This window comes from Clostridium cavendishii DSM 21758, from assembly GCF_900141845.1.
GTDB classification, from domain to species: Bacteria; Bacillota; Clostridia; order Clostridiales; family Clostridiaceae; genus Clostridium_AG; species Clostridium_AG cavendishii.
On record NZ_FQZB01000009.1, the window covers coordinates 136,319 to 158,495 of the forward strand.

The 22,177-nt window shown below is 26.5% G+C and carries 30 protein-coding genes; all 30 read right to left on the reverse strand.

Going from position 1 to position 22,177, the window contains the following annotated elements; translation table 11 throughout:
- Nucleotides 1–109: 109 nt before the first annotated feature.
- The 30 genes from recN to BUB01_RS10965 all read right to left on the reverse strand — a co-directional run bounded on the left by recN (nucleotide 110) and on the right by BUB01_RS10965 (nucleotide 22,148).
- Complete coding sequence (recN, locus tag BUB01_RS10820; protein ID WP_072987200.1) at nucleotides 110–1,807, reverse strand: DNA repair protein RecN; 1,698 nt, start codon at nucleotides 1,805–1,807, stop codon at nucleotides 110–112.
- 31 nt (nucleotides 1,808–1,838) lie between these two features.
- Complete coding sequence (locus BUB01_RS10825) at nucleotides 1,839–2,291, reverse strand: arginine repressor (RefSeq protein ID WP_072987203.1); 453 nt, start codon at nucleotides 2,289–2,291, stop codon at nucleotides 1,839–1,841.
- A 2-nt stretch (nucleotides 2,292–2,293) separates the two neighbouring features.
- Nucleotides 2,294–3,142, reverse strand: a complete 849-nt coding sequence (locus tag BUB01_RS10830; protein WP_072987206.1) for an NAD(+)/NADH kinase — start codon at nucleotides 3,140–3,142, stop codon at nucleotides 2,294–2,296.
- A gap of 28 nt (nucleotides 3,143–3,170) precedes the next feature.
- Complete coding sequence (locus tag BUB01_RS10835; RefSeq protein ID WP_072987209.1) at nucleotides 3,171–3,989, reverse strand: TlyA family RNA methyltransferase; 819 nt, start codon at nucleotides 3,987–3,989, stop codon at nucleotides 3,171–3,173.
- A gap of 11 nt (nucleotides 3,990–4,000) precedes the next feature.
- Nucleotides 4,001–5,860 (reverse strand): 1-deoxy-D-xylulose-5-phosphate synthase, encoded by a 1,860-nt coding sequence (gene dxs, locus BUB01_RS10840; RefSeq protein WP_072987590.1) that lies wholly within the window; start codon nucleotides 5,858–5,860, stop codon nucleotides 4,001–4,003.
- A 19-nt stretch (nucleotides 5,861–5,879) separates the two neighbouring features.
- The gene (locus BUB01_RS10845; RefSeq protein WP_072987212.1) at nucleotides 5,880–6,758 is read right to left on the reverse strand and encodes a polyprenyl synthetase family protein; all 879 of its coding nucleotides are present in this window, start codon (nucleotides 6,756–6,758) and stop codon (nucleotides 5,880–5,882) included.
- 2 nt (nucleotides 6,759–6,760) lie between these two features.
- Nucleotides 6,761–6,973: an exodeoxyribonuclease VII small subunit gene (locus tag BUB01_RS10850; RefSeq protein WP_072987214.1), complete on the reverse strand. Its 213-nt coding sequence runs from the start codon at nucleotides 6,971–6,973 to the stop codon at nucleotides 6,761–6,763.
- 31 nt (nucleotides 6,974–7,004) lie between these two features.
- Complete coding sequence (gene xseA / locus BUB01_RS10855) at nucleotides 7,005–8,201, reverse strand: exodeoxyribonuclease VII large subunit (RefSeq protein WP_072987216.1); 1,197 nt, start codon at nucleotides 8,199–8,201, stop codon at nucleotides 7,005–7,007.
- Complete coding sequence (locus BUB01_RS10860; RefSeq protein WP_072987219.1) at nucleotides 8,191–9,039, reverse strand: bifunctional 5,10-methylenetetrahydrofolate dehydrogenase/5,10-methenyltetrahydrofolate cyclohydrolase; 849 nt, start codon at nucleotides 9,037–9,039, stop codon at nucleotides 8,191–8,193. The genes xseA and BUB01_RS10860 overlap by 11 nt, the downstream gene beginning before the upstream one ends.
- A 20-nt stretch (nucleotides 9,040–9,059) precedes the next feature.
- Nucleotides 9,060–9,461 (reverse strand): transcription antitermination factor NusB, encoded by a 402-nt coding sequence (nusB, locus tag BUB01_RS10865; protein ID WP_072987223.1) that lies wholly within the window; start codon nucleotides 9,459–9,461, stop codon nucleotides 9,060–9,062.
- A gap of 220 nt (nucleotides 9,462–9,681) precedes the next feature.
- Nucleotides 9,682–10,062 carry an Asp23/Gls24 family envelope stress response protein gene (locus tag BUB01_RS10870; protein ID WP_072987227.1) on the reverse strand — a complete coding sequence of 127 codons (381 nt, stop codon included), beginning with the start codon at nucleotides 10,060–10,062 and terminating at the stop codon, nucleotides 9,682–9,684.
- Nucleotides 10,063–10,149: 87 nt separating this feature from the next.
- A complete protein-coding gene (locus BUB01_RS10875; RefSeq protein WP_072987230.1) occupies nucleotides 10,150–10,653 on the reverse strand; it encodes a SpoIIIAH-like family protein in 504 nt (167 codons plus the stop codon).
- 31 nt (nucleotides 10,654–10,684) lie between these two features.
- Nucleotides 10,685–11,299 (reverse strand): stage III sporulation protein AG, encoded by a 615-nt coding sequence (spoIIIAG, locus tag BUB01_RS10880; RefSeq protein WP_072987233.1) that lies wholly within the window; start codon nucleotides 11,297–11,299, stop codon nucleotides 10,685–10,687.
- 16 nt (nucleotides 11,300–11,315) lie between these two features.
- Nucleotides 11,316–11,876, reverse strand: coding sequence for a stage III sporulation protein AF (gene spoIIIAF, locus BUB01_RS10885; protein WP_072987236.1), 561 nt, complete (start codon nucleotides 11,874–11,876; stop codon nucleotides 11,316–11,318).
- Nucleotides 11,877–11,880: 4 nt separating this feature from the next.
- Nucleotides 11,881–13,050 carry a stage III sporulation protein AE gene (gene spoIIIAE, locus BUB01_RS10890; RefSeq protein ID WP_072987239.1) on the reverse strand — a complete coding sequence of 390 codons (1,170 nt, stop codon included), beginning with the start codon at nucleotides 13,048–13,050 and terminating at the stop codon, nucleotides 11,881–11,883.
- Between the two features lie 70 nt (nucleotides 13,051–13,120).
- Complete coding sequence (gene spoIIIAD / locus BUB01_RS10895) at nucleotides 13,121–13,504, reverse strand: stage III sporulation protein AD (protein WP_072987242.1); 384 nt, start codon at nucleotides 13,502–13,504, stop codon at nucleotides 13,121–13,123.
- Nucleotides 13,505–13,513: 9 nt separating this feature from the next.
- A complete protein-coding gene (gene spoIIIAC / locus BUB01_RS10900) occupies nucleotides 13,514–13,711 on the reverse strand; it encodes a stage III sporulation protein AC (protein WP_072987245.1) in 198 nt (65 codons plus the stop codon).
- Between the two features lie 19 nt (nucleotides 13,712–13,730).
- Nucleotides 13,731–14,249, reverse strand: a complete 519-nt coding sequence (gene spoIIIAB / locus BUB01_RS10905; RefSeq protein ID WP_072987248.1) for a stage III sporulation protein SpoIIIAB — start codon at nucleotides 14,247–14,249, stop codon at nucleotides 13,731–13,733.
- A 12-nt stretch (nucleotides 14,250–14,261) separates the two neighbouring features.
- Complete coding sequence (gene spoIIIAA / locus BUB01_RS10910; protein ID WP_072987251.1) at nucleotides 14,262–15,152, reverse strand: stage III sporulation protein AA; 891 nt, start codon at nucleotides 15,150–15,152, stop codon at nucleotides 14,262–14,264.
- A gap of 119 nt (nucleotides 15,153–15,271) precedes the next feature.
- Nucleotides 15,272–15,631 carry a hypothetical protein gene (locus tag BUB01_RS10915; protein WP_072987254.1) on the reverse strand — a complete coding sequence of 120 codons (360 nt, stop codon included), beginning with the start codon at nucleotides 15,629–15,631 and terminating at the stop codon, nucleotides 15,272–15,274.
- A 162-nt stretch (nucleotides 15,632–15,793) separates the two neighbouring features.
- Complete coding sequence (gene efp, locus BUB01_RS10920) at nucleotides 15,794–16,351, reverse strand: elongation factor P (protein ID WP_072987257.1); 558 nt, start codon at nucleotides 16,349–16,351, stop codon at nucleotides 15,794–15,796.
- A gap of 274 nt (nucleotides 16,352–16,625) precedes the next feature.
- On the reverse strand, nucleotides 16,626–17,009 hold the full coding sequence (locus tag BUB01_RS10925; protein WP_072987260.1) for a hypothetical protein: 384 nt from the start codon (nucleotides 17,007–17,009) through the stop codon (nucleotides 16,626–16,628).
- A complete protein-coding gene (locus BUB01_RS10930) occupies nucleotides 17,006–17,410 on the reverse strand; it encodes a hypothetical protein (protein WP_072987263.1) in 405 nt (134 codons plus the stop codon). Before BUB01_RS10930 ends, BUB01_RS10925 begins: the two co-directional genes overlap by 4 nt.
- A gap of 27 nt (nucleotides 17,411–17,437) precedes the next feature.
- Nucleotides 17,438–18,046: a hypothetical protein gene (locus BUB01_RS10935; RefSeq protein WP_072987266.1), complete on the reverse strand. Its 609-nt coding sequence runs from the start codon at nucleotides 18,044–18,046 to the stop codon at nucleotides 17,438–17,440.
- On the reverse strand, nucleotides 18,033–18,437 hold the full coding sequence (locus BUB01_RS10940; RefSeq protein WP_072987269.1) for a hypothetical protein: 405 nt from the start codon (nucleotides 18,435–18,437) through the stop codon (nucleotides 18,033–18,035). The genes BUB01_RS10935 and BUB01_RS10940 overlap by 14 nt, the downstream gene beginning before the upstream one ends.
- Entirely contained in the window at nucleotides 18,424–18,882 is a 459-nt protein-coding gene (locus BUB01_RS10945; protein WP_072987272.1) for a hypothetical protein, read from the reverse strand. The genes BUB01_RS10940 and BUB01_RS10945 overlap by 14 nt, the downstream gene beginning before the upstream one ends.
- A complete protein-coding gene (locus tag BUB01_RS10950; protein WP_072987276.1) occupies nucleotides 18,882–19,304 on the reverse strand; it encodes a hypothetical protein in 423 nt (140 codons plus the stop codon). The genes BUB01_RS10945 and BUB01_RS10950 overlap by 1 nt, the downstream gene beginning before the upstream one ends.
- 7 nt (nucleotides 19,305–19,311) lie before the next feature.
- Nucleotides 19,312–19,764, reverse strand: a complete 453-nt coding sequence (locus BUB01_RS10955; protein ID WP_072987279.1) for a prepilin-type N-terminal cleavage/methylation domain-containing protein — start codon at nucleotides 19,762–19,764, stop codon at nucleotides 19,312–19,314.
- Nucleotides 19,757–20,785 (reverse strand): type II secretion system F family protein, encoded by a 1,029-nt coding sequence (locus BUB01_RS10960; RefSeq protein ID WP_072987281.1) that lies wholly within the window; start codon nucleotides 20,783–20,785, stop codon nucleotides 19,757–19,759. Before BUB01_RS10960 ends, BUB01_RS10955 begins: the two co-directional genes overlap by 8 nt.
- Nucleotides 20,775–22,148 carry a GspE/PulE family protein gene (locus BUB01_RS10965; protein WP_072987284.1) on the reverse strand — a complete coding sequence of 458 codons (1,374 nt, stop codon included), beginning with the start codon at nucleotides 22,146–22,148 and terminating at the stop codon, nucleotides 20,775–20,777. The genes BUB01_RS10960 and BUB01_RS10965 overlap by 11 nt, the downstream gene beginning before the upstream one ends.
- Between the last annotated feature and the right edge of the window lie 29 nt (nucleotides 22,149–22,177).

A 22,177-nucleotide genomic window follows, 5' to 3' on the forward strand; every position in this document is an offset into this window, starting at 1 on the left:
AGAATACTCTTTTCTTTCATTAGTTATTAATTTATTGTAAACTCATATAATTTTTTTAAATAAAAAAAATAGAACTTTAACAGTTCTATTTTGCCTAATTTTTCTAGCATTATGTATTTAATGCTCTAATTTTTTTCTTTTTTTCATCAGCTAAGCGTATCATTTCCTTAGCACTTTGCAATGTTATTTCTGTAAGTTCTACTCCGCCTAGCATAAATGCTAATTCCTTAGCTTTTTCTTCTACATTTATTAGTGTAACTTTAGTAAAAGTTTTATCTCCTTCTATATGCTTTTTAACCAAATAATGAGTGTCAGACATACTTCCTATTTGAGGAAGATGACTTATACAAAATATCTGATGTTTAGTTGATATTTCATACATTTTTTCTGCTACACTTTGAGCTACTCTTCCACTTATTCCAGTATCTATTTCATCAAATATAACTGTTGGAATTTCATCCTTATCTATAAATACACATTTTAAAGCTAACATTATTCTAGAAAGCTCTCCACCTGAAACTATTTTCTCCATTGGTCTTATAGGCTCACCTGGATTTGTGGATATCATAAATTGCACTTCATCTATGCCCTTTGAATTTAATTTTTCAGTTTGTTCTACACAAACTTTAAATGTGCATTTTTCAAGACCTATATATTTAAGTTCATATTGAACTTTTTCTTCTAATTTTTGTGAGAATTTTTTTCTTATTTCACTAATAGCTTTTCCTATTTCTTTTAATTTTTTTACTATTAATGCTTTCTCTTCATTTAGCTTTTTAATTATTTCCTCACCATTTACTATTGAATCATATTGAGCTTGAAGCTTATTTCTAGTTTCTAATATACTTTCTATAGAACCACCATATTTCTTTTTTAATGATGCTAATTTATAAAGTCTACTATTTATTTTTTCTAATTCTATCTCATCATATACTGTTTCTTCACTTATAGCTCTTAATTCCCTACTTATATCTTCAAGTGAATAATATATATTAAAAATATTATTATTTAATACTTTTATTTTTTCCGAATGTTTTTCTACATGTGAGAGTTCTTTTGTAATAACTGACAACATTTGAATAACTGTTTTGTCATCTTCTCCATTTAAACTATTATATGATAGTTGTAATGAATTACTTATTTTCTCAGCATTTGAAAGTATATTAAACCGTTCATTTAGCTCTTCATCTTCACCTAATATAACCTTTGCATTATTAATCTCATCTAATTGAAATTTTATATAATCTAAAAGTTTATCATTCTCACCTTGATTACTTATTTCATCTATTTTAGATTCTATTTCTTTTAATTTCACATAATTTTCTTTATATTCTAAAAGATACTTGTCTATCTCATTTTCGGCAAAGCTATCTAAATAATGTATATGATTTTCCTTATCTAACAAATTCTGATTATTATGCTGTCCATGTATATCAATTAATTTTTCACTTATTTTTTTTAAAGTTGATAAAATTACAGCTTTATCATTAACTTTAATTATACTTTTTCCATTTTGGAAAGTTTCTCTAGAAATTATAACGCTATCATCATATTCTATATTATTTTCTTCTAATACGTTCTTTATTTTTTCATTTTCTATAGTAAATATAGCCTCTACAACTGTCTTTGTTTCACCAGTTCTTATAAGCTCTTTATTAAACTTACTTCCAAGTACATAATTTATAGCATCGATTAATATTGATTTACCTGCTCCAGTTTCTCCAGATAATATACTAAAGCCTTCTGAAAAATCTAAAGAAAGCTTTTCTATAAGAGCAAAATTTTTAATAGATAATTGTAATAACATTCCTCTCCTCCTTAAAGCCCTAATTAAGAAGTTATCTTTGAATCATTTTTATTATTGTATTTACTAATTCATCAGCAGTTTCTTTTGTCCTAGCTAAAATAAATATAGTGTTATCTCCAGCAATAGTACCCGCAATATCTCCAAGATTTAGTATATCTATTGCTTCTGCTGCTGCATTTGCAGAACCTGTAATTGTTTTTACTACAACTATTTTATCAACTCTTTCTACATGTAAAACTGTATTGTGAAATATATTGGTAAGTTTATTTGTTATATCATTTTTTTCTGTTTCAATAGCTATATATTTATATTTGCCATCAGCACCTTGCGCCTTTATAAGTTTTAATGTTTTTATATCTCTTGAAACTGTAGCTTGCGTCACATCAAAACCCGCATTTTTTAATTCTTCTGCTAACTCCTCTTGAGTTTCTACTGCCTTTGTATTTATTATTTCTATTATCTTAGAATGCCTTTTTGATTTCATAATTAATCCCCTTCACATTCTTTTTTAGTATCCAAAATTTTTTTTCTTAATACACTAAAATAATTTTTATTATTAAAAACTACAATTTCACATTTAACAACTGATTTTGTAATTTTTACATTTGTTTTTTTCTTTAAACTTATAGATTTCTGACCATCAATTGTAAGATACATAGTTTCACCTAAATTTTCAGCCAGTATATCTATACTACTATTTGCATTTAATATTATAGGTCTAACATTAGGAGTATGTGAACATATAGGTACAATTGAAATAAGCTCCAAACTCGGATATATAAGCGGTCCACCTGCTGAAAAAGAATATGCAGTTGATCCAGTTGGTGTTGAAACAATTACTCCATCTCCTTTAAATGATGCATAATAGTTATTGTCAACATATATTCTATACTTAACCATTCTAGATAAAGTTCCCTTTGCTACTACTATATCATTTAATGCATTAGAGCTAAACCATTCTTCACCTTCTATGGTACAATTCAGCATCATTCTAGGTTCTATCTTATAATTTCCTTTTTTTAATTCTGATAGTGCTATATCAATCTCATCACATTCTACACTAGATAAAAATCCTAGATTACCAATATTAACACCTAATATTGGTGCTTTTATATATTTTAATACATCTCTTGCTACTCCTAGTAAAGTTCCATCTCCACCTAAGACAACTAAAAGACTTAAATTCTTAATATGTTTTTTGTCCTGATGATCAAATTGATGTAATATTAAAATGTCACTATTTGGAAAAGTATTTTTTATTTTACTTTTAACTTTATTTAATATAACACCATTAGCATCCTTAATGTTATTAATTATTATACCTATATTATCCATAACTCTCACATTTCCTATTATTTAAAATCTATATATTCACTAAATCTCCATGAGCCTTTTCTACAACTTTATTTATCTCATTTCTATCAAAGTCTTTATTTAAATTTTTATTTTTTGTAAAGTAAACTAAGAATTCTATATTCCCTTCCGGTCCTTTTATAGGTGAAAAATCAAGTCCTAATATATTAACATCCTTACTTATTAAAAAATCTACTATATTTGTAATAACTTCTTCATGAGTTGATTTTTCTCTAACAACACCCTTTTTGCCTACTTTTTCTCTACCAGCCTCAAATTGTGGCTTAATTAATGCTACAACTTCTCCATCGTCTGTTAACAAATCTAAAATACCTGGTACTACTGTTCTAAGAGATATAAACGATACATCTATTGATGCAAAGTTTGCTACTTCACCTAAAGTCTCTTTTGTAACATATCTAACATTAGTTCTTTCCATACAAACTACTCTCGGATCAATTCTAAGTTTCCATGCGAATTGACCATATCCAACATCTATAGAAAATACCTTACTAGCATTATTTTGTAGCATACAATCAGTAAAACCACCTGTAGACGCTCCTATATCTAAACAAACTTTATCTTTAAGATTTATATTAAGTGCCTTTATTGCCTTTTCAAGCTTAAGTCCACCTCTACTTACATAAGGGATATCTTCACCTTTAAATTCTATCTTCAATTCTACATTTACCTTTTCACCACATTTATCAACTCTTTTTCCATCCACAAAAACTTTACCTGCCATTATATTAGCCTTGGCTCGTTCTCTTGACTTAAAAATTCCTTTTTCAACTAATAATATATCTAATCTTTCCTTTTTTATTGCCATGACTACTCCTTTTATAAAAGATTTAATACTTGCTCTTTTATCCCTTCAGGATCTAGTTTACAAAGTTTATAAAGTATATTTACGTCACCATGAGGAATGAATTCATCCTTATATCCTAAATTAACAACCTTACATTTTTTTTCTAAAGTATTTACATAAGATAAAACAGAACTTCCAAATCCACCTTTTATAACATTGTCTTCTACAGTTATAATTAATTTATAATTTTTAGCTAAATCTTTTAGCATTGTTTCATCCAAAGGCTTAATAAAACTTGCATTTATAACTGTAGTTTCTACTCCAATATCATTTAATAACTTACTAGCTTTATATGAATTTTGAAGCATTCTTCCAATAGCTATTATAGCTATATCCCCATTCTTTAATATAGTTTCCCATTTTCCCTTTTCAAATTTTTTAATTGGGCTAAGGCCTTCTATATTATAATCTCCGCCTCTAGGATATCTTATTGCTATTGGATTATTATAATCTAAAGCAAATCTTAAAAGATATTCTATTTCTTCCATACATTTAGGTGCTACAATAGTCATATTGGGAATCATATTTAAATATGATATATCAAAAATTCCTTGATGAGTTTCTCCATCTTCACCAACAATACCAGCCCTGTCTATCGCAAATGTAACTGGCAATTTTTGAATACAAACATCATGTAAAACTTGATCATAAGCTCTTTGCAAAAAAGTTGAATACACTGCAAATACAGGCTTTAATCCTGCTCTAGCCATACCAGCTGCTAGTGTAGTTGCATGTTGTTCTGCTATTCCTACATCAAACAACCTTTTCGGATATTTTTTCAAAAAATCTATTAACCCAGTTCCATCTGGCATAGCTGCTGTTATTGCAACTAACTTATCATTTTCAGATGCTAATTTTAACATAGCATTTCCAAATGCCTTTGAATAATTGTCTCCACCTTTACTAACAATTTCACCACTATCATAATCAAAAGGGCCTACCCCATGAAACTTCTTGGGATTACTTTCTGCATAATTATATCCTCTTCCCTTTTGAGTTACAGTATGAATTATTACAGGTCCTTCCACTTGCTTTGCAAGTGATAATACTTCATTAAACTCTCTAATATTATGTCCATCTACAGGACCTAAATATTTCACTCCCATTTCTTCAAAAAGCATACTTGGCACAACTAATTGTTTTATACTATCTTTAATTTTACTTAAAGATGATGCCACATTTTTACCGAAGTTACTATGATTTAAAGCTTCATTAACTTCATTTTTTATTTTATTATAACTTGGATCTACTCTAACTTTACTTAGATATTTAGAAATTCCCCCAACATTTTTTGATATAGACATTTGATTATCATTTAAAATTATTATAAGCCTAGTTTTATTATAACCTACATCATTTAATGCTTCTAAAGCCATACCACCAGTTAAAGCTCCATCACCAATTACTGCAATTACATGATGATCTTGTTTAAGTAAGTCCCTAGCTCTAGCCATACCTAAAGCTGCTGATATAGATGTACTACTATGACCAGTTTCAAAAAAATCATATTTACTTTCACATCTTTTTGGAAAACCACTTAACCCATTATATTTTCTCAAAGTATCGAAACTACTCATTCTTCCTGTTAATATTTTATGTACATAGCTTTGATGCCCTACATCCCATATAACTTTATCAAAATCAAAATTGAAATTTTTATAAAGTCCTAAGGTAAGTTCTACAACACCTAAATTAGAAGCTAAGTGTCCTCCAGTTTTCGAAACCTTTTCTATTAAAAACCTTCTTATTTCATCTGAAATCTGATTTAGTTCTTCATTAGTTAGCTTTCTTATATCATTTGGACTTTTTATATTTTCTAAAATCTTATACATCACTATCAAATCCTTCTAACTAATTTTGTCTTCTTAATAAATTTAAAGTTAAATTCTCTAAATCTTTAGTGTTTCCTGTTATATTATTTAAAATTTCTAAACATTCTTTTGTTAGTTGTTCACTTATGGCTATAGATTTTTCTAAACCAAATAAAGTTATATAATTATTTTTATTGCCTTCAGTATCACTATTAACTTTTTTACCTAACTTTTCTGTTGTTCCTATAACATCTAATATATCATCTTTTACTTGAAAAGCTAGCCCAAGTTTATATCCAAACTCTTCTAAAGCTTTTATATCTTCTTCACTTGCATCTCCTAATATAGCACCACTAACTACTGAAGCTTTAATTAATTCACCTGTCTTTTTAGTATGCATATATTCAAGCTCTTTTATATCTATACTTTTCTTTTGCTCATTAAGTATATCAACAACTTGCCCTGCTATCATACCATAAGCACTTGCTGCATTAGATATTTCTTTACTTGCCTTCAACCCCAAATTCCCGTATTCTAAAGATGCATCAAATAATATATTCATAGCTTCATTTAAAAGAGCATCACCTGCTAGTACTGCCATTGTTTCACCAAATACCTTGTGATTAGTCGGTTTACCTCTTCTTAAATCATCATTATCCATACATGGTAAATCATCATGTATAAGAGAATAGGTATGTATCATCTCTATAGCCGCTGCAAACTTAATTATCTTATCTAAATCTTCTTTATATATACCATAAGTAAGTAACATAAGTATAGGTCTTATTCTCTTCCCTCCTATATTTAAGCTATAGCTCATAGAATCAAATAATACCTTTTCGTATTTATCGTCATATTTATCTTTAAAATAATTATTTAAGTAATTATCGATTTTCTCTTTTAATAATTCGCTTTTCATATCTATTCCTCAACTTCTAACTCAACGTTATTTTTAATAACTTTTATTTTCCCTTCATAAGTGTTTAAAGTTTTATACAGCTTATTTATAAGTTTCACTCCATTTTCATAAGCTTTCATAGATTCTTCTAATGTTAGCTTACTACTTTCTATTGAAGTAACTATTTCTTCTAATTTAATCATCATATCTTCATATGATTCTGATTTCTTAGGCATATAACCCTCCATTTATAATATATTTAAAATTCTAACTCTTTTTTTTTACAACCACAGTTAAATTTCCATCTCTTAATTTTACATTTAAACTATCCTCTATGTTAACCTCATCTACACTTTTTATAACTCCATTTTTACCTTGAACTATAGAATATCCTTTTTCAAGTATATTTGTTGGATTATAAGCTTTTAAAAGTGCATTCAAGTTTTGTATTCGCTCTTTACTTATTTCTATTTTTCCAATTATACTTTTATCTAAAATCTCATTAATTTTCATTATCTTCTCATATTCATGAGCTATAACTTTAGTTGGAGAGTTTAGCATTAATATTTTATTACTTATATTAAGCTTGTGTTTCTCCTCATTCACAATACTATCCATTTTTTTTCGTAATATGTTTTCATAATATTCTAATGTCTTTTTATGTTCTTTAAGATTAGGCACTGCTATTTCAGCAGCTGCTGATGGTGTCGCTGCTCTTAAATCACTTATAAAATCACAAATTGTAAAATCTACCTCATGTCCTACTGCTGAGATTACAGGTATTTTGCTTCTGTAAATTTCCATAGCTAGCTCTTCGCTATTAAATGCCCATAACTCTTCTATAGAACCTCCACCTCTACCAATTATTATTACATCTACATTCTTTTCTTTGTTAAAATATTTTAATCCCTTTAATAAATTATTTGGTGCATCTGAACCTTGTACTAAAGATGGATATAATATAATGTCTACAAAATTATTTCTTCTTCTTATTACCTTTATTATATCTTGAATAGCAGCTCCTGTTTCTGATGTTATAACTCCTACTCTACTTGGAAACTTAGGAATGGCTTTTTTATGTTCTTCATCAAAAAAACCTCCCTCAAAAAGTTTCTTTTTGAGTTTTTCATATTCTACAAAAAGGTCTCCAATACCGTCTTTTTTTATTTCCTTACAGTATAACTGGTAGCTTCCATCTTTAACGTATAATGATAACCTAGCTTTTACAATTACCTTCATTCCATTTTCCATCTTGAAATCAAGCTTAAAAGCATCACTTCTAAACATGACACAATTAACTTTAGAATTTTCATCCTTCAAGGAAAAATACAAATGCCCACTTGTATGTAGCTTAAAATTAGATATTTCTCCTTTTACAGATAAATTGCTTAATATAAAATCATTATCAACTACTTTTTTTAAGTAGTTATTTACATCAGTTACTGATAAATCCTTAATATACATATTTTTTACTTGCTTCTACCACATTACTAAGAAGTAGTGTAGTTGTAAGCGCTCCTACTCCTCCTGGTACTGGTGTTACCAAAGATACTTTCTCTAATACACTTTCTGTATCTACATCTCCAGTAATTTTACCGTTTAATGAAGATGTTCCAACATCTATTACCACCGAACCTTCTTTTACAAAATCAGCTGTTATAAAATTAGGTTTTCCTATTGCAACTACTAATATATCTGCCTTACTTGTTATAGTTTTAAGATTTTGGGTTCTAGAGTGACATAAAGTCACGGTTGCATTTCCCTTAGTTAACAGATTTGCAACAGGTTTACCAACAATATCACTTCTACCTATAACAACAGCATTCTTCCCTTCTAGTGTAACATTTAATTCTTTTAAAATTGTAAGTACACTTTTAGGTGTACAAGGAATAAAAGATTCCTCTCCTTTATAAAATCTGCCTACTGATATATCTGTTAAGCAATCTATATCTTTATCCGGATTTATTAATGAAGTTACTTTTTTAGAATCTATTTGTTTTGGTAATGGTAATAATAACATTATTCCATGGATATTATTATCATTATTTAGATTAATTATAATATTTTCCAAATCTTTTTGTTCAATCGTTTCATCTAAATTTACTTTATCAAAACCTATACCTAATGATGTCGCTACTTTTTGTTGACTATTTTGATAAAAAATAGAGCCTCCATCATTTCCAACTAATATAGATGCTACTTTAGGACACTTTCCACTATTGTTTTTTATAATATCTACTTCATTTTTTAATCTTAATTTTATTCTGTTTGCAAGTTCTTTTCCATCTATCTTTATTCCCATACTAACCCCTCACTAATTTCTTAAAGACTTTTATATACTTTATCTAAAACTCCATTTATAAATGAAACTGATTTGTCATCTGAAAATTTCTTAGCAAGTTCAATAGCTTCATTTATAGAAACCTTTGCAGGTATGTCTTCTTTATAAATTATTTCATATATAGCAATTCTTAATATTGATAGATTAACCTTTGAAACCCTATTTAATTTCCAATTTACTAACTGTAATTCTATTTTTTCATCTATAGCATCTTTATTATCTTGTATTCCCTTTAAGCTCGTTTTTATAAAAGAAAGATCTATATCATCTTTATTCTCATCATTTTCCATAAAAGAATCAAATGTTTCCATATAATTCTCTTTATTTATATTCATTTGATATGTTAATTGTAATAAGTGTTCTCTTGATTTTGCTCTGTTCATCATTTCCTCCTGATTGTCTTATTCTAATTGTATTATTGACCTATATACCTATAATTAAACCATTAATTATAAAATTACACAAGCTCCCCAAATATACCATATTAGATGGTAACATAAAGTAATTAAAATAGCAATAAGCTACTAATCGCTTTAATAAAGCCAAAAAAACAATAAAAAATACCCTCTTAATTTATATAAAGAGGGTATTTTTTATTATTTTTTATTTTTGTTTCTCATCTACCTTTGGAAGTATTATGTTTTGAACATAAACATTTACAGCCGAAACATTAAGCCCTGTCATTGCTTCTACTGTTTTCTTAACATTTATTTGCACCTCAGTTACAACATCTGGAATTTTAATACCATATTCAACAGATATAACCACATCAATCGTAGCTTCACCCTCTTCAATTGATACTTTAATTCCTTTACTAACATTTTTTTTACCTGTTATCATCTGAGTTATACCACTTGTAACTCCTTGATGAATCTCAGATACTCCCTTTATCTCAGCAGCAGCTATTGATGCTATAACACTTACTACATCATCTGATATCTTAACAATTCCAATGTTAGTTTCTTCTCTATTTAATTCATCCATAAAGTATATCCTCCTATTTAAATGGTATAGAAAATCTTGTTAATCTTAGGTTCATTATAACAAATATAAATTCATAATACAATTATATTATTTAGTTTCTATTATAACATCTTTTAATTTTGAAACATTAAGTACTACTTCTTGAATTTGAATATTTTGCTTTTCTGTTAAAGCTTCTTTAGCCTTAACTATTACTCTAGCTTTTTTATTTCCTTCTATTAAACAAACAACATCTTCAAACCCCTTACTCTTAACCCCAAGTTCTATCCTAGTTTCATTATTTTTTGCTGAGTCTATATCTTTTATTTTTTTTGATGCTTCTTCTTTATCTTTAGCTGTAGAATTTTTATCATTTATTACCGCCTTTAATTCCTCCTTATACTTAGCATCTTGTTGATCCTTTATACTTTTTGCTTCATAAAAATAATCATTTTTATCAGTAGTTTCCTTTGCTTCTTTATTAAACGAAATTGCTGATGGTATACTTCCTGTTGGATCATCTATTTTTCCATTCATCTTTACTGATAATACACCAGCACAAGCTATCAAAATTAATAGTGTTAAAATTATTCCCATTTGCTTTTTATTCATTTTCAAAATCCTCCCATATGAATATTAAAATTTATTTTTCTTTCTCCATGGAAAATACATTTACCTTGTCCATAGATAGGTCATATAACTTAGAAACTGCTGTTTCTAAGGCATATTTTATCTTTGAGTTTTCTGCTCCCTCAGCCACTACTACAACACCTGTTATCTTAGGCTTATAAGTTTTAACTATAAGTGGTTCATTTCCTGATGAGTTATTGGTAACAACTACCTTACTTCCATCAGTATTTTGATTTGTTACTCTCCTTCCACCTTCCTTATCTGTTTCTTCAGTAGTACTTTTAGAAGAATTGCTGTCCACTGCTGGAACCTTTATTTCACCACTTTCAAAGTAAAGTTTAACTTCTACCTTTCCAACTCCAGCTACCTGCTTTAATATACTCTTAAGTTCATTTTGCTCTTTAAATTCATAATCTTTATCTAAAGTGCTATCTCCTTGGGTTTTATCATCAGCTTTCTTTTGTTCATTAATTGTTGTTTTCAAATTTTTAGGATCCTTATTTAATCCCATAAAATAGGATGCGACCATATAAATCATAATTATAATTAGTACGGCTATAAGTACGTTAGTTAATTTTTTGTCTTTGCCTATCTTCTCTATAAATTCATCTAACCTCTTTTTATCCATAACACCATCCCTTTTTTTAATCCTTATAAATTATTATCTTATCTTTTGATATACTTAAAGCTTTTGAAAGCTGAACTTTGATTTTATCTGAGAAATCATCATTTAAAGGTTCTTCTTTTGATTCTTTACCTATTTGTACTTTTTGTACTTTTTTAATATTTTTGGAATCAGAAACCCATACTTCTACACCTTTTATATCTACTACTACCTTTTCTACATCTACACTTCCATTTATTTTTACTTTAAAGTCCTTATCTGCATTCTCTCCTTTCAACAATCTAATAGCTTCATTCTCTATATTTTTAAGAACAGCAGCTTTTTTACTCTCATTAATATTATTATTTGACTTTTCCAAATTTATGTTATTAGTTTGAAGATTTTTTTCTATTTTTGCTGTTAACTTATCTTCTGATGTAAATATTGTTATAATAGGCTGTAACATTACAGCAATTAGCATTATCCCCATTACAAAACTTACATATTTTTTTATGCTATTACTTGGAAGTATTAACTTTATAGCAGTAAAAAATATTATGGTAACACTTAAATTTATTACAAAACTTCTTAAAATATCCATAGTTTTATCCCCCCACAATAAATTTTCCACTACTTGCAAGCATTGCAACCATTACAAAAAACATTATACTTATACTGAATACACATGAAAGTAATATAACCAAGGAATCTGCGGCACCAACTATTGATGAAACTATTCCTTTTTCAGATATAGGTTCTATAAGTGCTGCTGTTAATTTATACGTAAATATAATTATTATAATTTTTATAATAGGATATAGGACTATTATACAAACGAAAATTAAACCTACAGAGCTTATTGCATTTTTCATAAGTAACGAATAAGATGCCACTGTAGTTATTGCATCTGAAAAAGCTTTTCCAACTAACGGTATAAAATTATCTACTGCAAATTTTGTAGTTTTCAAGGTAACTGCATCTATTGTATTAGTAGTTATGCTTCTAACCGTAAGTATTCCTATAAATATTGTTATTACTATCCCCTGACTCCATAAAGCTATTTGCTTTAAAAGCTTACATAGGTTAGTTATTTTATTTTCTCCTGTAAGATTACTAACAAATTGTAAAACAAAAGTTAATGATATTAATGGGATCAAAAAATCTATATATATTCTTGGAGTTAACCCTACTGCTGCTACAACTACTGGATCAAGCGTTACTGCCGATGTTACTCCTCCTGCGGTGGTGAGTAAGAGAACTAAAACCGGTAATAATACAGCCATAAAGTCTGTAAGCTTTGTTATGGTATCTCTAGCTAAGGTTATTGATATCATAAAGCTCTTTGATAATAATAGTATTAATACTGCAAAGCATGCATAATAAGCTATACTAGATATTGCTTCATTTGAAAATGCAGTCTGTAAGTTTTTAAGTAATGCGCTTATTACACCAATTACGAGTACTCCAATCATAAGTTTTAATGTTAATTTAACTTCTTTTAATAAATATACCTTACAAGATTTAATTACCATGTCGACACTTAAGGAGCTTTGTCCTTTTTTCATATATTCAGTAACAAATTCCTTGGCATTTAAACCATTTAAAAATTCTTCGTCAGTTTTGTTATTATTTATATAATTATAAAAATTTTCAACCCTGTTATCCTGTTCCAAGTTTTTCTTATTCTCCTCTAAATTGTCATCTGCATAAACATATGTGGTAAATAGAAATGTTAGAGGTATAAAAAATAATAATACTATTAAAAATTTTTTCATTTTAATCTCCATTTCGCCACTTTAAAGACTTTAAAAAATAATAATTTATTTTTTAAAATTCAAATATATTTTATAAAATTTTAAGTATTGAATCTAAAACCGCCATCAAAATAGGTATCGAAAGAGCTAAAATTAGAATTTTAGCTGAAAACTCAACTTTTGCACCTAAACTATTTGCTCCAGCATCTTTGCAAAGTTCACTACAAAATGAAGCTAAATATGCTATTGCTAGTATCTTAAATATTACACCTATATAAAGTAAATCAACTCCAGCCTTTTGTGATATTGTATTTATAAAAGTTATTACTTCATTTATCTTAGGAAGCAAAAATAAAAATATTAATACACCTGATACTATTGATATTTGTATTGCCACATCCGGTTTTTTATCCTTTAGAAATACATAAAGGAAAACCGCTACTAAACAAAATGCTATAACCTTTATTATCTCCATTACTTCCTCCTAAAGCATAAACATAGTTCTTACTGAATCAAATAATTTGCTTATTAAAACTATAACCATACTAAGTATTATTACTATTCCAGTTAAATTAGCTATTGTTGCTACATCTTGTTTTCCACTAGTTGTAAGCACCTTGTCCAAAATAACAAGTATTATGCCCACACCTCCAATTTTAAATAATAAGCTTAAATCTAACATTTCTCTCCTCCTTCATTATTTAGAATAAAAATATTGCTATCATAAACCCTAAGCTCACACCTAGGTATCTATACAATTTTCTATTTTTTTGACATTCACTATCTGCAATTTCTATTACTCTTTTCAAGTTATCTTTTGCAAGTTCAAATATATTAGTTTGTCCATCTATGCTTGTTTCTCCTAAAGATTTACTAAGGTCTAAAAGAATATTGTAGTCTTCATTTTTCAAACTCATATTTTGTTTATTTTCTTTTATGCTCTTATCTATTGCTTCATAAACTGTATAAACCTCATTATCATTTAATTTTTCTCCTGCCATTTTAAAAATATTACCAACTGGCTTTTTAGATGTTTCATGTATCTTTTTAAAACATTCTGGAAGAGGTGTATAACAAAATAATATTTCATTTTGTAGATTTATAATTATTCTTAAAAGTTCTTGCAGTTCTAAAAATCTACTATTAAACTTTTCTCCATATATATATCCTAATATTGAGCATATAACTACTATAAATATTAAGAATAATAACCTTAACATAATATTCCTCCTTTACAATGTATGCACTTTTTCTATGGTACCAACACCATTTAAATTACTTAATACAACTACCTTTTTAATAACCCTATTTTCTAATAGTTTATTGAAAACAGGCCTATTATAAATATCATTAATGTCTGCTCCATGTAAGGTCGTTATTATGTTAACTCCACAATTATATGCCATTAATAATGCTTCTACATCCTTATCTGTTCCTATTTCATCACAAACTATCACCTCAGGCCCCATACTTCTTATGGCCATCATCATACCTTGGCTCTTTATACAATTGTCATATACATCAGTTCTAATACCTAAATTCATTTGAGGAATACCATTAAAACTTGCTGCTATTTCACTTCTCTCATCTATTAAAGCAACCTTTCTCCCTTTAAAATCAATATTTCCTATTCCATTTGATATATTTCTTACTATATCCCTTAGCATAGTTGTCTTCCCACACTTAGGAGGAGATACTATTACTGTGTTATATAACTCACCCTTATTTTTATTTATTATTTCTCTAATTAAAACATTAGAACACCCTATTATTTCTCTACATATTCTTATATTTAATGAGGATATCGCTTTTATAGTCTTAATCTGGTTATTTTCAATAACACATTGTCCTGCAATCCCTACCCTATGTCCTCCATTTATTGTTATATATCCTTGTTTTAACTCTTCTTCAAATGCATATATTGAATAGCCACTCATTCTTTGCATTATAATTTTCACATCTTCTGTTGTAACAACATAATCACTTATAATTTCACTATTATTTTTTATAAGTATTAATGGTCTATTTATTTTTATTCTTATCTCTTGTACCCCATCAAAGTTATATCTAGATTTCATTTCATCTGCTATAGGTTTAGACAGAATTTTAATTATCTCATTCATAAACTCACCCTACTTCCTTTCGTTATATTAATTCATATTACTTAACATAAGAAAATATTACTTTAAAACAAAAAAAGATTAAGAAAAATAACTTTCATTATTTTTCTTAATCTTTTTGTTTACTTTAAATTATTGTTACAAAACGGGCATGGTATAAGCTTATTATTTTCCAGAGCGCTTTTTTCTATAAACGCTGCTTTATTACAATTATTACATGTAACTTCTATATATTCATCTTCGTAAGCTTCTAGCTCCTCCAAAGTAACTTCTTCAAAAATATCTTCCTGTATGTCACTAAGATCTTCATTTAAATAACTTATATTTTCATCTAGGTTTTCTAAATTCACTTGAATTTCTTCTAACTTATCTGTAATTCCTTCGATAACCTTCAAAAACATTTTATTTAATTCGGTATCTTGTTCATCATTATTTTTAAAATAATTATATATGGAATCTATTTGCTCTCTAAGCTCTTTCATCTTAAACACTTCCTTATATAACCATAACTTATATGGTTTTAGCAATAATTTAGTTATATAAAACAAAATAATAGGTCCATTACCCCATTATTGTTTAATATAACTTTGTATAATTTTAAATATGCTAAGTTCTAATTAGAACTTAGCATATTTATAGTGCTATTAAACTCTTTCCATGTATTCACCAGTTCTTGTATCTACTCTTATAGTGTCTCCTTCATTTACGAAGATTGGAACTGGAACTATAGCACCTGTTTCAACAGTTGCTGGTTTTAATACGTTTGTTGCAGTGTTTCCTTTAACTCCTGGTTCAGTTTGAGTTATTAATAATTCAACAAAGTTTGGTGCTTCTACTGAGAATGCTTCGCCTTTGAAGAATTTTATAACAGCAAACATATTTTCTTTTAAGAATTTTATAGCATCTTCAACTTTTTCATAATTTAGAGGTATTTGTTCAAAAGTTTCTTGATCCATAAAGTAATATAATTCTCCATCAGAATATAAATATTGCATTTCTTTTCTTTCTATTACTGCTTCTTGTAATTTTGCAGTAGGATTAAAAGTTGTATCTGTTACTCCCCCAGATATTACGTTTCTTAACTTAGTTCTAACAAAGGCAGCACCTTTACCTGGTTTAACATGTAAAAAATCGATAACAGTAAACACTTGTCCATCCATTTCAAAAGTTGTACCTTTTCTTAAATCTCCAGCTGATATCATTTAAGTATCCCTCCAAAATCTCTATTAATTGATTTTTATTATAAGCCTTTTCAGGCAAAGCAATGCCAAATTTATTGGCATCATTAATTTTGTGATTAGCTATTTCTACCTTTTAACACAACAATGATATTTTATCAAAACCATTAACTAATTGCAATTACTTTAATAAAAAAGTGAGCTTATATAATTTTTTTCTTTCAATTATAAGCTTTAAGTAACCCAAAATTTATATAAGCCCATTTAAGTAGTAATTATCAAATTAAACATTTCTCAACTAAATTTCTAATACTATATCTAAATCTAGTGAATAGATTGTATCTTTAAATGTTATAGTATAATTTTTCACTTTTACTTCATCATTTTGCCCAATTTTAGCTAAAATATTCATTATATTTTCATCATTCCCACTCAAATTTACTTTAGTCATCCATACCTGTCCTTCTTTTTTTAAGTCACATTTTTGAACTCCTAAATTATTTAAAATTTTATATGCATCATTTATATTAATAATTTCTTTTTTAGTATCTATGTTAGCTTTTTCAGTTTTATTAATCTCTAATTTTTTAGTTTTAAACATAATTTCATTATAAAATATACCTTGAATTAAAAGTAATGTTAATGAAACACTTATTAAAATAAATATTCTTTTTATCTTCATCTAAATTTACCCTTAAAACTAACAACATCATCTTGACGCTTAAATTCCTCAATATCAACATAATCATTTATTTTTTCTACTATCTCTTTATTGAGTATAAGATTATTTTTAACATTGAAACTAATACTATCATTATTATAATTAATATTATTAATATTATTATTAGTGTTTAATTTTTCGATTTTTTCAATATCTAATAGTAATTTCTTAGAATTATTTAAAGTTTTATATTCTTTAGGTTTTTCTATATTACTTGAAATACTTTTAATTTTATTATAATTTATAACATTTCTATAATTCACCAATACCAAAATTAAATTTAATATACATATTAATAAAAAAATTATTATTAACTCTCTATATATTTTTTCATTTTGCTTTTTTACATATTCAGTTGGCAAAAAATTTTTATATGTTTTAAAAAAAATTTAAATCACCACCCTTATATAATTGTTCTTATAATTATATTCCTTTTCAAGCTCAAAATTTGATATAATTCTCTCATCTAAAGGGCTTAAATTGAAATTAATCTCGGCCATTTGCCTTAACTTTAATATATAATCTTCCAAAAGTTCCACTTCGTCTTGTTTTTTATTTATAGCTTGAAAAACGATTCCACTTATCCTTAGTATAAAATATAAAGTCCCTCTATTTTTAATAATTAATATATCCCATTTCCCTTTTACTTTTTTTATTTTTTTACTTATATAAATTTGAAATGGCAAAACTTCGAGTTTATTATTTTTTCCTAATATATAATTTAATTTTTTATATTCTCCTATACTATAAACTACAAAATATTTTTTATTATTTATATTTACTTTCTCATAATTGATTAAAATGTTTTTATTTACAAAAAGTTTTTCTATATAACGTTCTATTTTATCAGAACTTGTGAAATTTTTCCCTTCCTCTACAAAATGAATAAATAATTCTCTTTCTAAAAGTATTAGATAATCATTTAATATAGATTTTTCATCTATGGTTTGAAATTCTTCATTACTCTTTAAAAATATTTCTTTTCTACTTAATCTCATAATATTTGCTCTCTTTCAAAAAAATAATATTCTTATCATTTTTCTCACATTTAAAATAATGATATTCAAATACTGACCCACTTAGCTTTTTTTTAACTACTATTCCTTTAGTATCCTCATAATAAATTTCAAAATCATCATATCTTCTTTTTAATGATTTTAATTTATTTTCATCAATTTTATTACTAGAATCAAAGCATTCAATTATTGCTGAATTTACAGCCTCTTTTCTTTTATCTACTTCTGAATTTATCTCCCTTTGCTCTTTCCTTTTTAAACTATTTATTTCTGAACTGTGCATAGCTATTAAAAAAATTCCATTTAAAAATACTGTACACAAGCTAGTTATAAGTATAACGTTTAAAATCACATTTCCTTTAACCCTTTTCATAAACTAAAATTTTCTCTACCTCCTCCTTAAGTCTTATTTTCATATAAATAATGGAACCCTTCTCTTTTAACTCTATGCTTTCTACATCCTCTAATATATTATTTATTGAATTCAAATTTGTTCCTTCATAATAATTTATTTTAATAATACTACTGTTTTTATCTAAATAAATTTCATCTTTATATTTTATCTTTTTTTGAATATCATCATGTTCAATAAAAAGTCTATTGTTATTTACACATACATTGGTTATATATGGCACATTTATTCTGCTTTTAATTGTAATATCTGCAGTTTCTAACGCTTTATTAACTTTACTTTTGAATTTTTCGGCCTTAAATTCCTTTATATAAATACTAAGCATATTAAAACATAATATCATTATAAGACTTGCTATAAACATATATATTAACGGCTCTATTAATATACTTCCATTTCTCTTCATTAAGAAAATTCCTGCTTGAAAAATTCCTGATTTATTTTGTAATCACCATATTCATAGCTTATCTTAACCTTTATATTATGCTTATCATCATTCTTAATAAATTGTAATACACACACTTCATTTTCAGTATTCTTCGTGTCTGATATGAAATTTTTAATTTCGCTACACATTAAATCTTCAACATTAGTATTTTTCATATAATAAATCTTATCGTTTTGATATAAACCAAAATTTTCATAATTCATATTATATTTTATTTCCTTCGTTATTATATCTATATATTGAATTGCTTTCTCATTAAATTTATTTCTTTTCTTTACCTTTAAATAACTATCATAACCTGAAAGTAATGCACTAGCTAATATAGAAAATACCATAAGACCACATAATGCCTCTATCAATATATTTCCGTCTTTCTTCACTCTATTTTTATTTCACCTCATTAATTCTAATATTGTCAGTTCCTACACCTATCACAAATTCAAATTTCTTTTTACTTTCATCACTACTAATGCAAATAGTTCCTCCTTCTCCTATACGGCCATCATTTCCTACTGTATATAAATATCTATTTGCATTATATATTTTCATCTTATTTAAATTAATTTCTCTTATTTTATCCATGTCTTTTGAACTTTTTACCTTAATACTATTCTTAGGATTATCTACAATCACTTGACATATGCAATTATTAGCTAGCGAATACTCTTTACTATACATGAATAATGATTCTATTTCTGAAATCATTATACTCTCCTCAGCTTTTTGCTTTTGTGCCCTAGCAAATCCTATTAAACATATTTCTGAAGCAAATATAATGGCTATTAAAGATAAATATAACAATAATTCTATTAATGTTATTCCCTTAATCCTTTTATACATAATTCATATACGAATACATAGGTACAAACACCATAAGCACCATACCCCCTATTATAATTCCTAAGAAAATCATAACTATAGGTTGTAAATATCCTAAAAGTTTATCAATAGTATTATTAAAATCATTTTCTGTAATTTCACATAATATATCTAAACTTTCATCTAAACTACCTGATTGTTCTCCACTTTGTACAAATGTTAGCGTTGTTTTAGATATATGCTTTATATTTTGCATAGACTCGCTTAACGGAAATCCTTTTTTTAAATTATCACTTATAATTTTTATATAATCTTTAATAACATATGAAGCTAAATTCTCCTGCAAAATACTAAAACTGTTATAAAAGGCTTGACCTGATTTAGATATTAAATTTAATATATATATAAGATTTAGCTCATAATATCTTCTTATAATCTTTAAGCTTGGAACTATATTAAGCCTTTTAAATACATTTATAACTATTACTACAAATAAAAATTTAATTATAAATAATAACATAATTAAGACAATCCAAAATATCTTATTCTTTGATATATCTTTGCTCAAAAACATTAAAAATCCTGTGAAATTATCTAGTTTAGCATTTACTCCATCATACATATTTACAAATGTAGGCAATATAAATGTTAAAAATAATATTAATGATAAAAATATCATTACACTTAAAAATATTGGATAAATCATTATGTTTAATATCTTTTTCTTTATCCTATTTACTTTTTTATAATGTTCACATAAAGTTTTTAATACAATTTCTAAACTACCACTCTCTTCACCTACCCGTATCATATCTATCATTAAGCTTGGATATAATTCTTTCTGCTTAAAAAAAGCTTCATATAGTGAATGACCTGATTCTATATCTTTCTCTATAATTTCAATAGAGCTTTTATATCTTTTATTTTTCAAAATATCTTGTACTAATTTTATTGATTTATTTATTGGAATACCAGCCTTCAAATTGAAATAAATATTCCAAAGTATAATAAATATACTTTCATAATTTTTTTTAAAGTTCATTTATTATTCCTTCACCATCCTTTAGTGCAAAAAAATCTTCTACAGAAACAACTCCCTTCTCAGCTAAATATTTGCAACTACTTAATATATCCTCTTCCTTTTTATATAAAAATTCCTTTCCATCTTTTAAATTTTTTATAAAATTTTTATCTACAATTAAAATTTCTGAAATCATAGTTCTACCATTATAACCTGTAAAATTACAAGCTTCACAGCCTTTTGCTTTATATAGTGTACTATTTAATTCAAAATAGTTTATATCATAATCAATATCTTCTTTTCTTATTCTCGTTTTACATTTTGGACACAATAATCTAACAAGCCTTTGAGATATTACTCCGTTAATAGCTTGCATCAACAAATATTTTTCAACTCCCATATCTAATAATCTATAAAATACTTCTTCTGGATTATTGGTATGAATTGTAGAAAAAACTTTATGCCCTGTTATAGCTGCTCTAACAGCTATCTTAGCAGTATTCTCATCTCTTATTTCACCTATCATTACTATATCAGGATCTTGCCTTAATAAATGTTTTAACCCACTTGAAAAACTTAACCCTATTTTTTCATTTATATTTATTTGTGTTATTCCATCTATACAAAATTCTACAGGATCTTCTATTGTAGATATATTTATATCATCCTTATTTACTTCCTTTAGCATTGAATAGAGAGTTGTAGATTTTCCACTTCCAGTAGGTCCATTAACTATAACTATTCCATGCTTAAGCTTTAATAATCCATAAATTTTCTTTAATTGATTTTCAGTAAAATTAAGTTTTTTTAAATTTATAAGTTCTTCATCTCTATAAAGTATTCTCATTACAAGTTTCTCACCATAAACACAAGGAATTGTAGATATTCTAATATCTAAGTCTTCATTATTGCTATAATAAAAAATCATTTTACCATCTTGCGCTCTTAACTTATCAGATATATCCATATTAGATAAAAGCTTAACTCTAATAATTATATTATTATAATCTTTAAATTTAAGCTTCTCATATATAAAAAGATTTCCATCTTTTCTAAATCTAATATTTACATATTTTTTCTGAGGTTCGAAATGTATATCACTAACCTTCATCGATATTGCTGTTTTTATAATCTCTTCTATTTGTCTTTTAGTAAATTCTTCACTACTATAAATACCTAAAGAAGTATTATATATTTTATCTAATATTTCTTTTATTTGTGCTTCACTAGCATCTATGAGCTCTATATTTTTATCATATATTAATGAAAGATATTTTTTATTTACAAATTCAGCTTTGCCAGTATAAAATGTCAACGTCCCGTCCTTTTCACCAACTGATAATATATTCATATTATAGGCCATTTCCATACTAATCTTATCCATATAACTTATATCAATATCTTTTATGGTTA

What these genes read in the sequence shown, in the direction of transcription:
- spoIIIAB (WP_072987248.1), bottom strand. Translation starts at nt 14,249, where the DNA reads ATGTTAAGGTTATTATTCTTAATATTTATAGTAGTTATATGCTCAATA.
- dxs (WP_072987590.1), bottom strand. Translation starts at nt 5,860, where the DNA reads ATGTATAAGATTTTAGAAAATATAAAAAGTCCAAATGATATAAGAAAG.
- BUB01_RS10870 (WP_072987227.1), bottom strand. Translation starts at nt 10,062, where the DNA reads ATGGATGAATTAAATAGAGAAGAAACTAACATTGGAATTGTTAAGATA.
- BUB01_RS10845 (WP_072987212.1), bottom strand. Translation starts at nt 6,758, where the DNA reads ATGAAAAGCGAATTATTAAAAGAGAAAATCGATAATTACTTAAATAAT.
- BUB01_RS10860 (WP_072987219.1), bottom strand. Translation starts at nt 9,039, where the DNA reads ATGGGAATAAAGATAGATGGAAAAGAACTTGCAAACAGAATAAAATTA.
- xseA (WP_072987216.1), bottom strand. Translation starts at nt 8,201, where the DNA reads ATGTATATTAAGGATTTATCAGTAACTGATGTAAATAACTACTTAAAA.
- spoIIIAD (WP_072987242.1), bottom strand. Translation starts at nt 13,504, where the DNA reads ATGGAGATAATAAAGGTTATAGCATTTTGTTTAGTAGCGGTTTTCCTT.
- BUB01_RS10955 (WP_072987279.1), bottom strand. Translation starts at nt 19,764, where the DNA reads ATGTATAAAAGGATTAAGGGAATAACATTAATAGAATTATTGTTATAT.
- BUB01_RS10835 (WP_072987209.1), bottom strand. Translation starts at nt 3,989, where the DNA reads ATGGCAATAAAAAAGGAAAGATTAGATATATTATTAGTTGAAAAAGGA.
- efp (WP_072987257.1), bottom strand. Translation starts at nt 16,351, where the DNA reads ATGATATCAGCTGGAGATTTAAGAAAAGGTACAACTTTTGAAATGGAT.
- spoIIIAC (WP_072987245.1), bottom strand. Translation starts at nt 13,711, where the DNA reads ATGTTAGATTTAAGCTTATTATTTAAAATTGGAGGTGTGGGCATAATA.
- BUB01_RS10965 (WP_072987284.1), bottom strand. Translation starts at nt 22,148, where the DNA reads ATGGATAAGATTAGTATGGAAATGGCCTATAATATGAATATATTATCA.
- BUB01_RS10960 (WP_072987281.1), bottom strand. Translation starts at nt 20,785, where the DNA reads ATGAACTTTAAAAAAAATTATGAAAGTATATTTATTATACTTTGGAAT.
- BUB01_RS10915 (WP_072987254.1), bottom strand. Translation starts at nt 15,631, where the DNA reads ATGAAAGAGCTTAGAGAGCAAATAGATTCCATATATAATTATTTTAAA.
- spoIIIAA (WP_072987251.1), bottom strand. Translation starts at nt 15,152, where the DNA reads ATGAATGAGATAATTAAAATTCTGTCTAAACCTATAGCAGATGAAATG.
- BUB01_RS10935 (WP_072987266.1), bottom strand. Translation starts at nt 18,046, where the DNA reads ATGAGATTAAGTAGAAAAGAAATATTTTTAAAGAGTAATGAAGAATTT.
- BUB01_RS10825 (WP_072987203.1), bottom strand. Translation starts at nt 2,291, where the DNA reads ATGAAATCAAAAAGGCATTCTAAGATAATAGAAATAATAAATACAAAG.
- recN (WP_072987200.1), bottom strand. Translation starts at nt 1,807, where the DNA reads ATGTTATTACAATTATCTATTAAAAATTTTGCTCTTATAGAAAAGCTT.
- nusB (WP_072987223.1), bottom strand. Translation starts at nt 9,461, where the DNA reads ATGAACAGAGCAAAATCAAGAGAACACTTATTACAATTAACATATCAA.
- spoIIIAG (WP_072987233.1), bottom strand. Translation starts at nt 11,299, where the DNA reads ATGGATAAAAAGAGGTTAGATGAATTTATAGAGAAGATAGGCAAAGAC.
- BUB01_RS10925 (WP_072987260.1), bottom strand. Translation starts at nt 17,009, where the DNA reads ATGAAGATAAAAAGAATATTTATTTTAATAAGTGTTTCATTAACATTA.
- BUB01_RS10945 (WP_072987272.1), bottom strand. Translation starts at nt 18,882, where the DNA reads ATGAAGAGAAATGGAAGTATATTAATAGAGCCGTTAATATATATGTTT.
- BUB01_RS10940 (WP_072987269.1), bottom strand. Translation starts at nt 18,437, where the DNA reads ATGAAAAGGGTTAAAGGAAATGTGATTTTAAACGTTATACTTATAACT.
- BUB01_RS10850 (WP_072987214.1), bottom strand. Translation starts at nt 6,973, where the DNA reads ATGCCTAAGAAATCAGAATCATATGAAGATATGATGATTAAATTAGAA.
- BUB01_RS10875 (WP_072987230.1), bottom strand. Translation starts at nt 10,653, where the DNA reads ATGAATAAAAAGCAAATGGGAATAATTTTAACACTATTAATTTTGATA.
- spoIIIAE (WP_072987239.1), bottom strand. Translation starts at nt 13,050, where the DNA reads ATGAAAAAATTTTTAATAGTATTATTATTTTTTATACCTCTAACATTT.
- spoIIIAF (WP_072987236.1), bottom strand. Translation starts at nt 11,876, where the DNA reads ATGGATATTTTAAGAAGTTTTGTAATAAATTTAAGTGTTACCATAATA.
- BUB01_RS10830 (WP_072987206.1), bottom strand. Translation starts at nt 3,142, where the DNA reads ATGGATAATATAGGTATAATAATTAATAACATTAAGGATGCTAATGGT.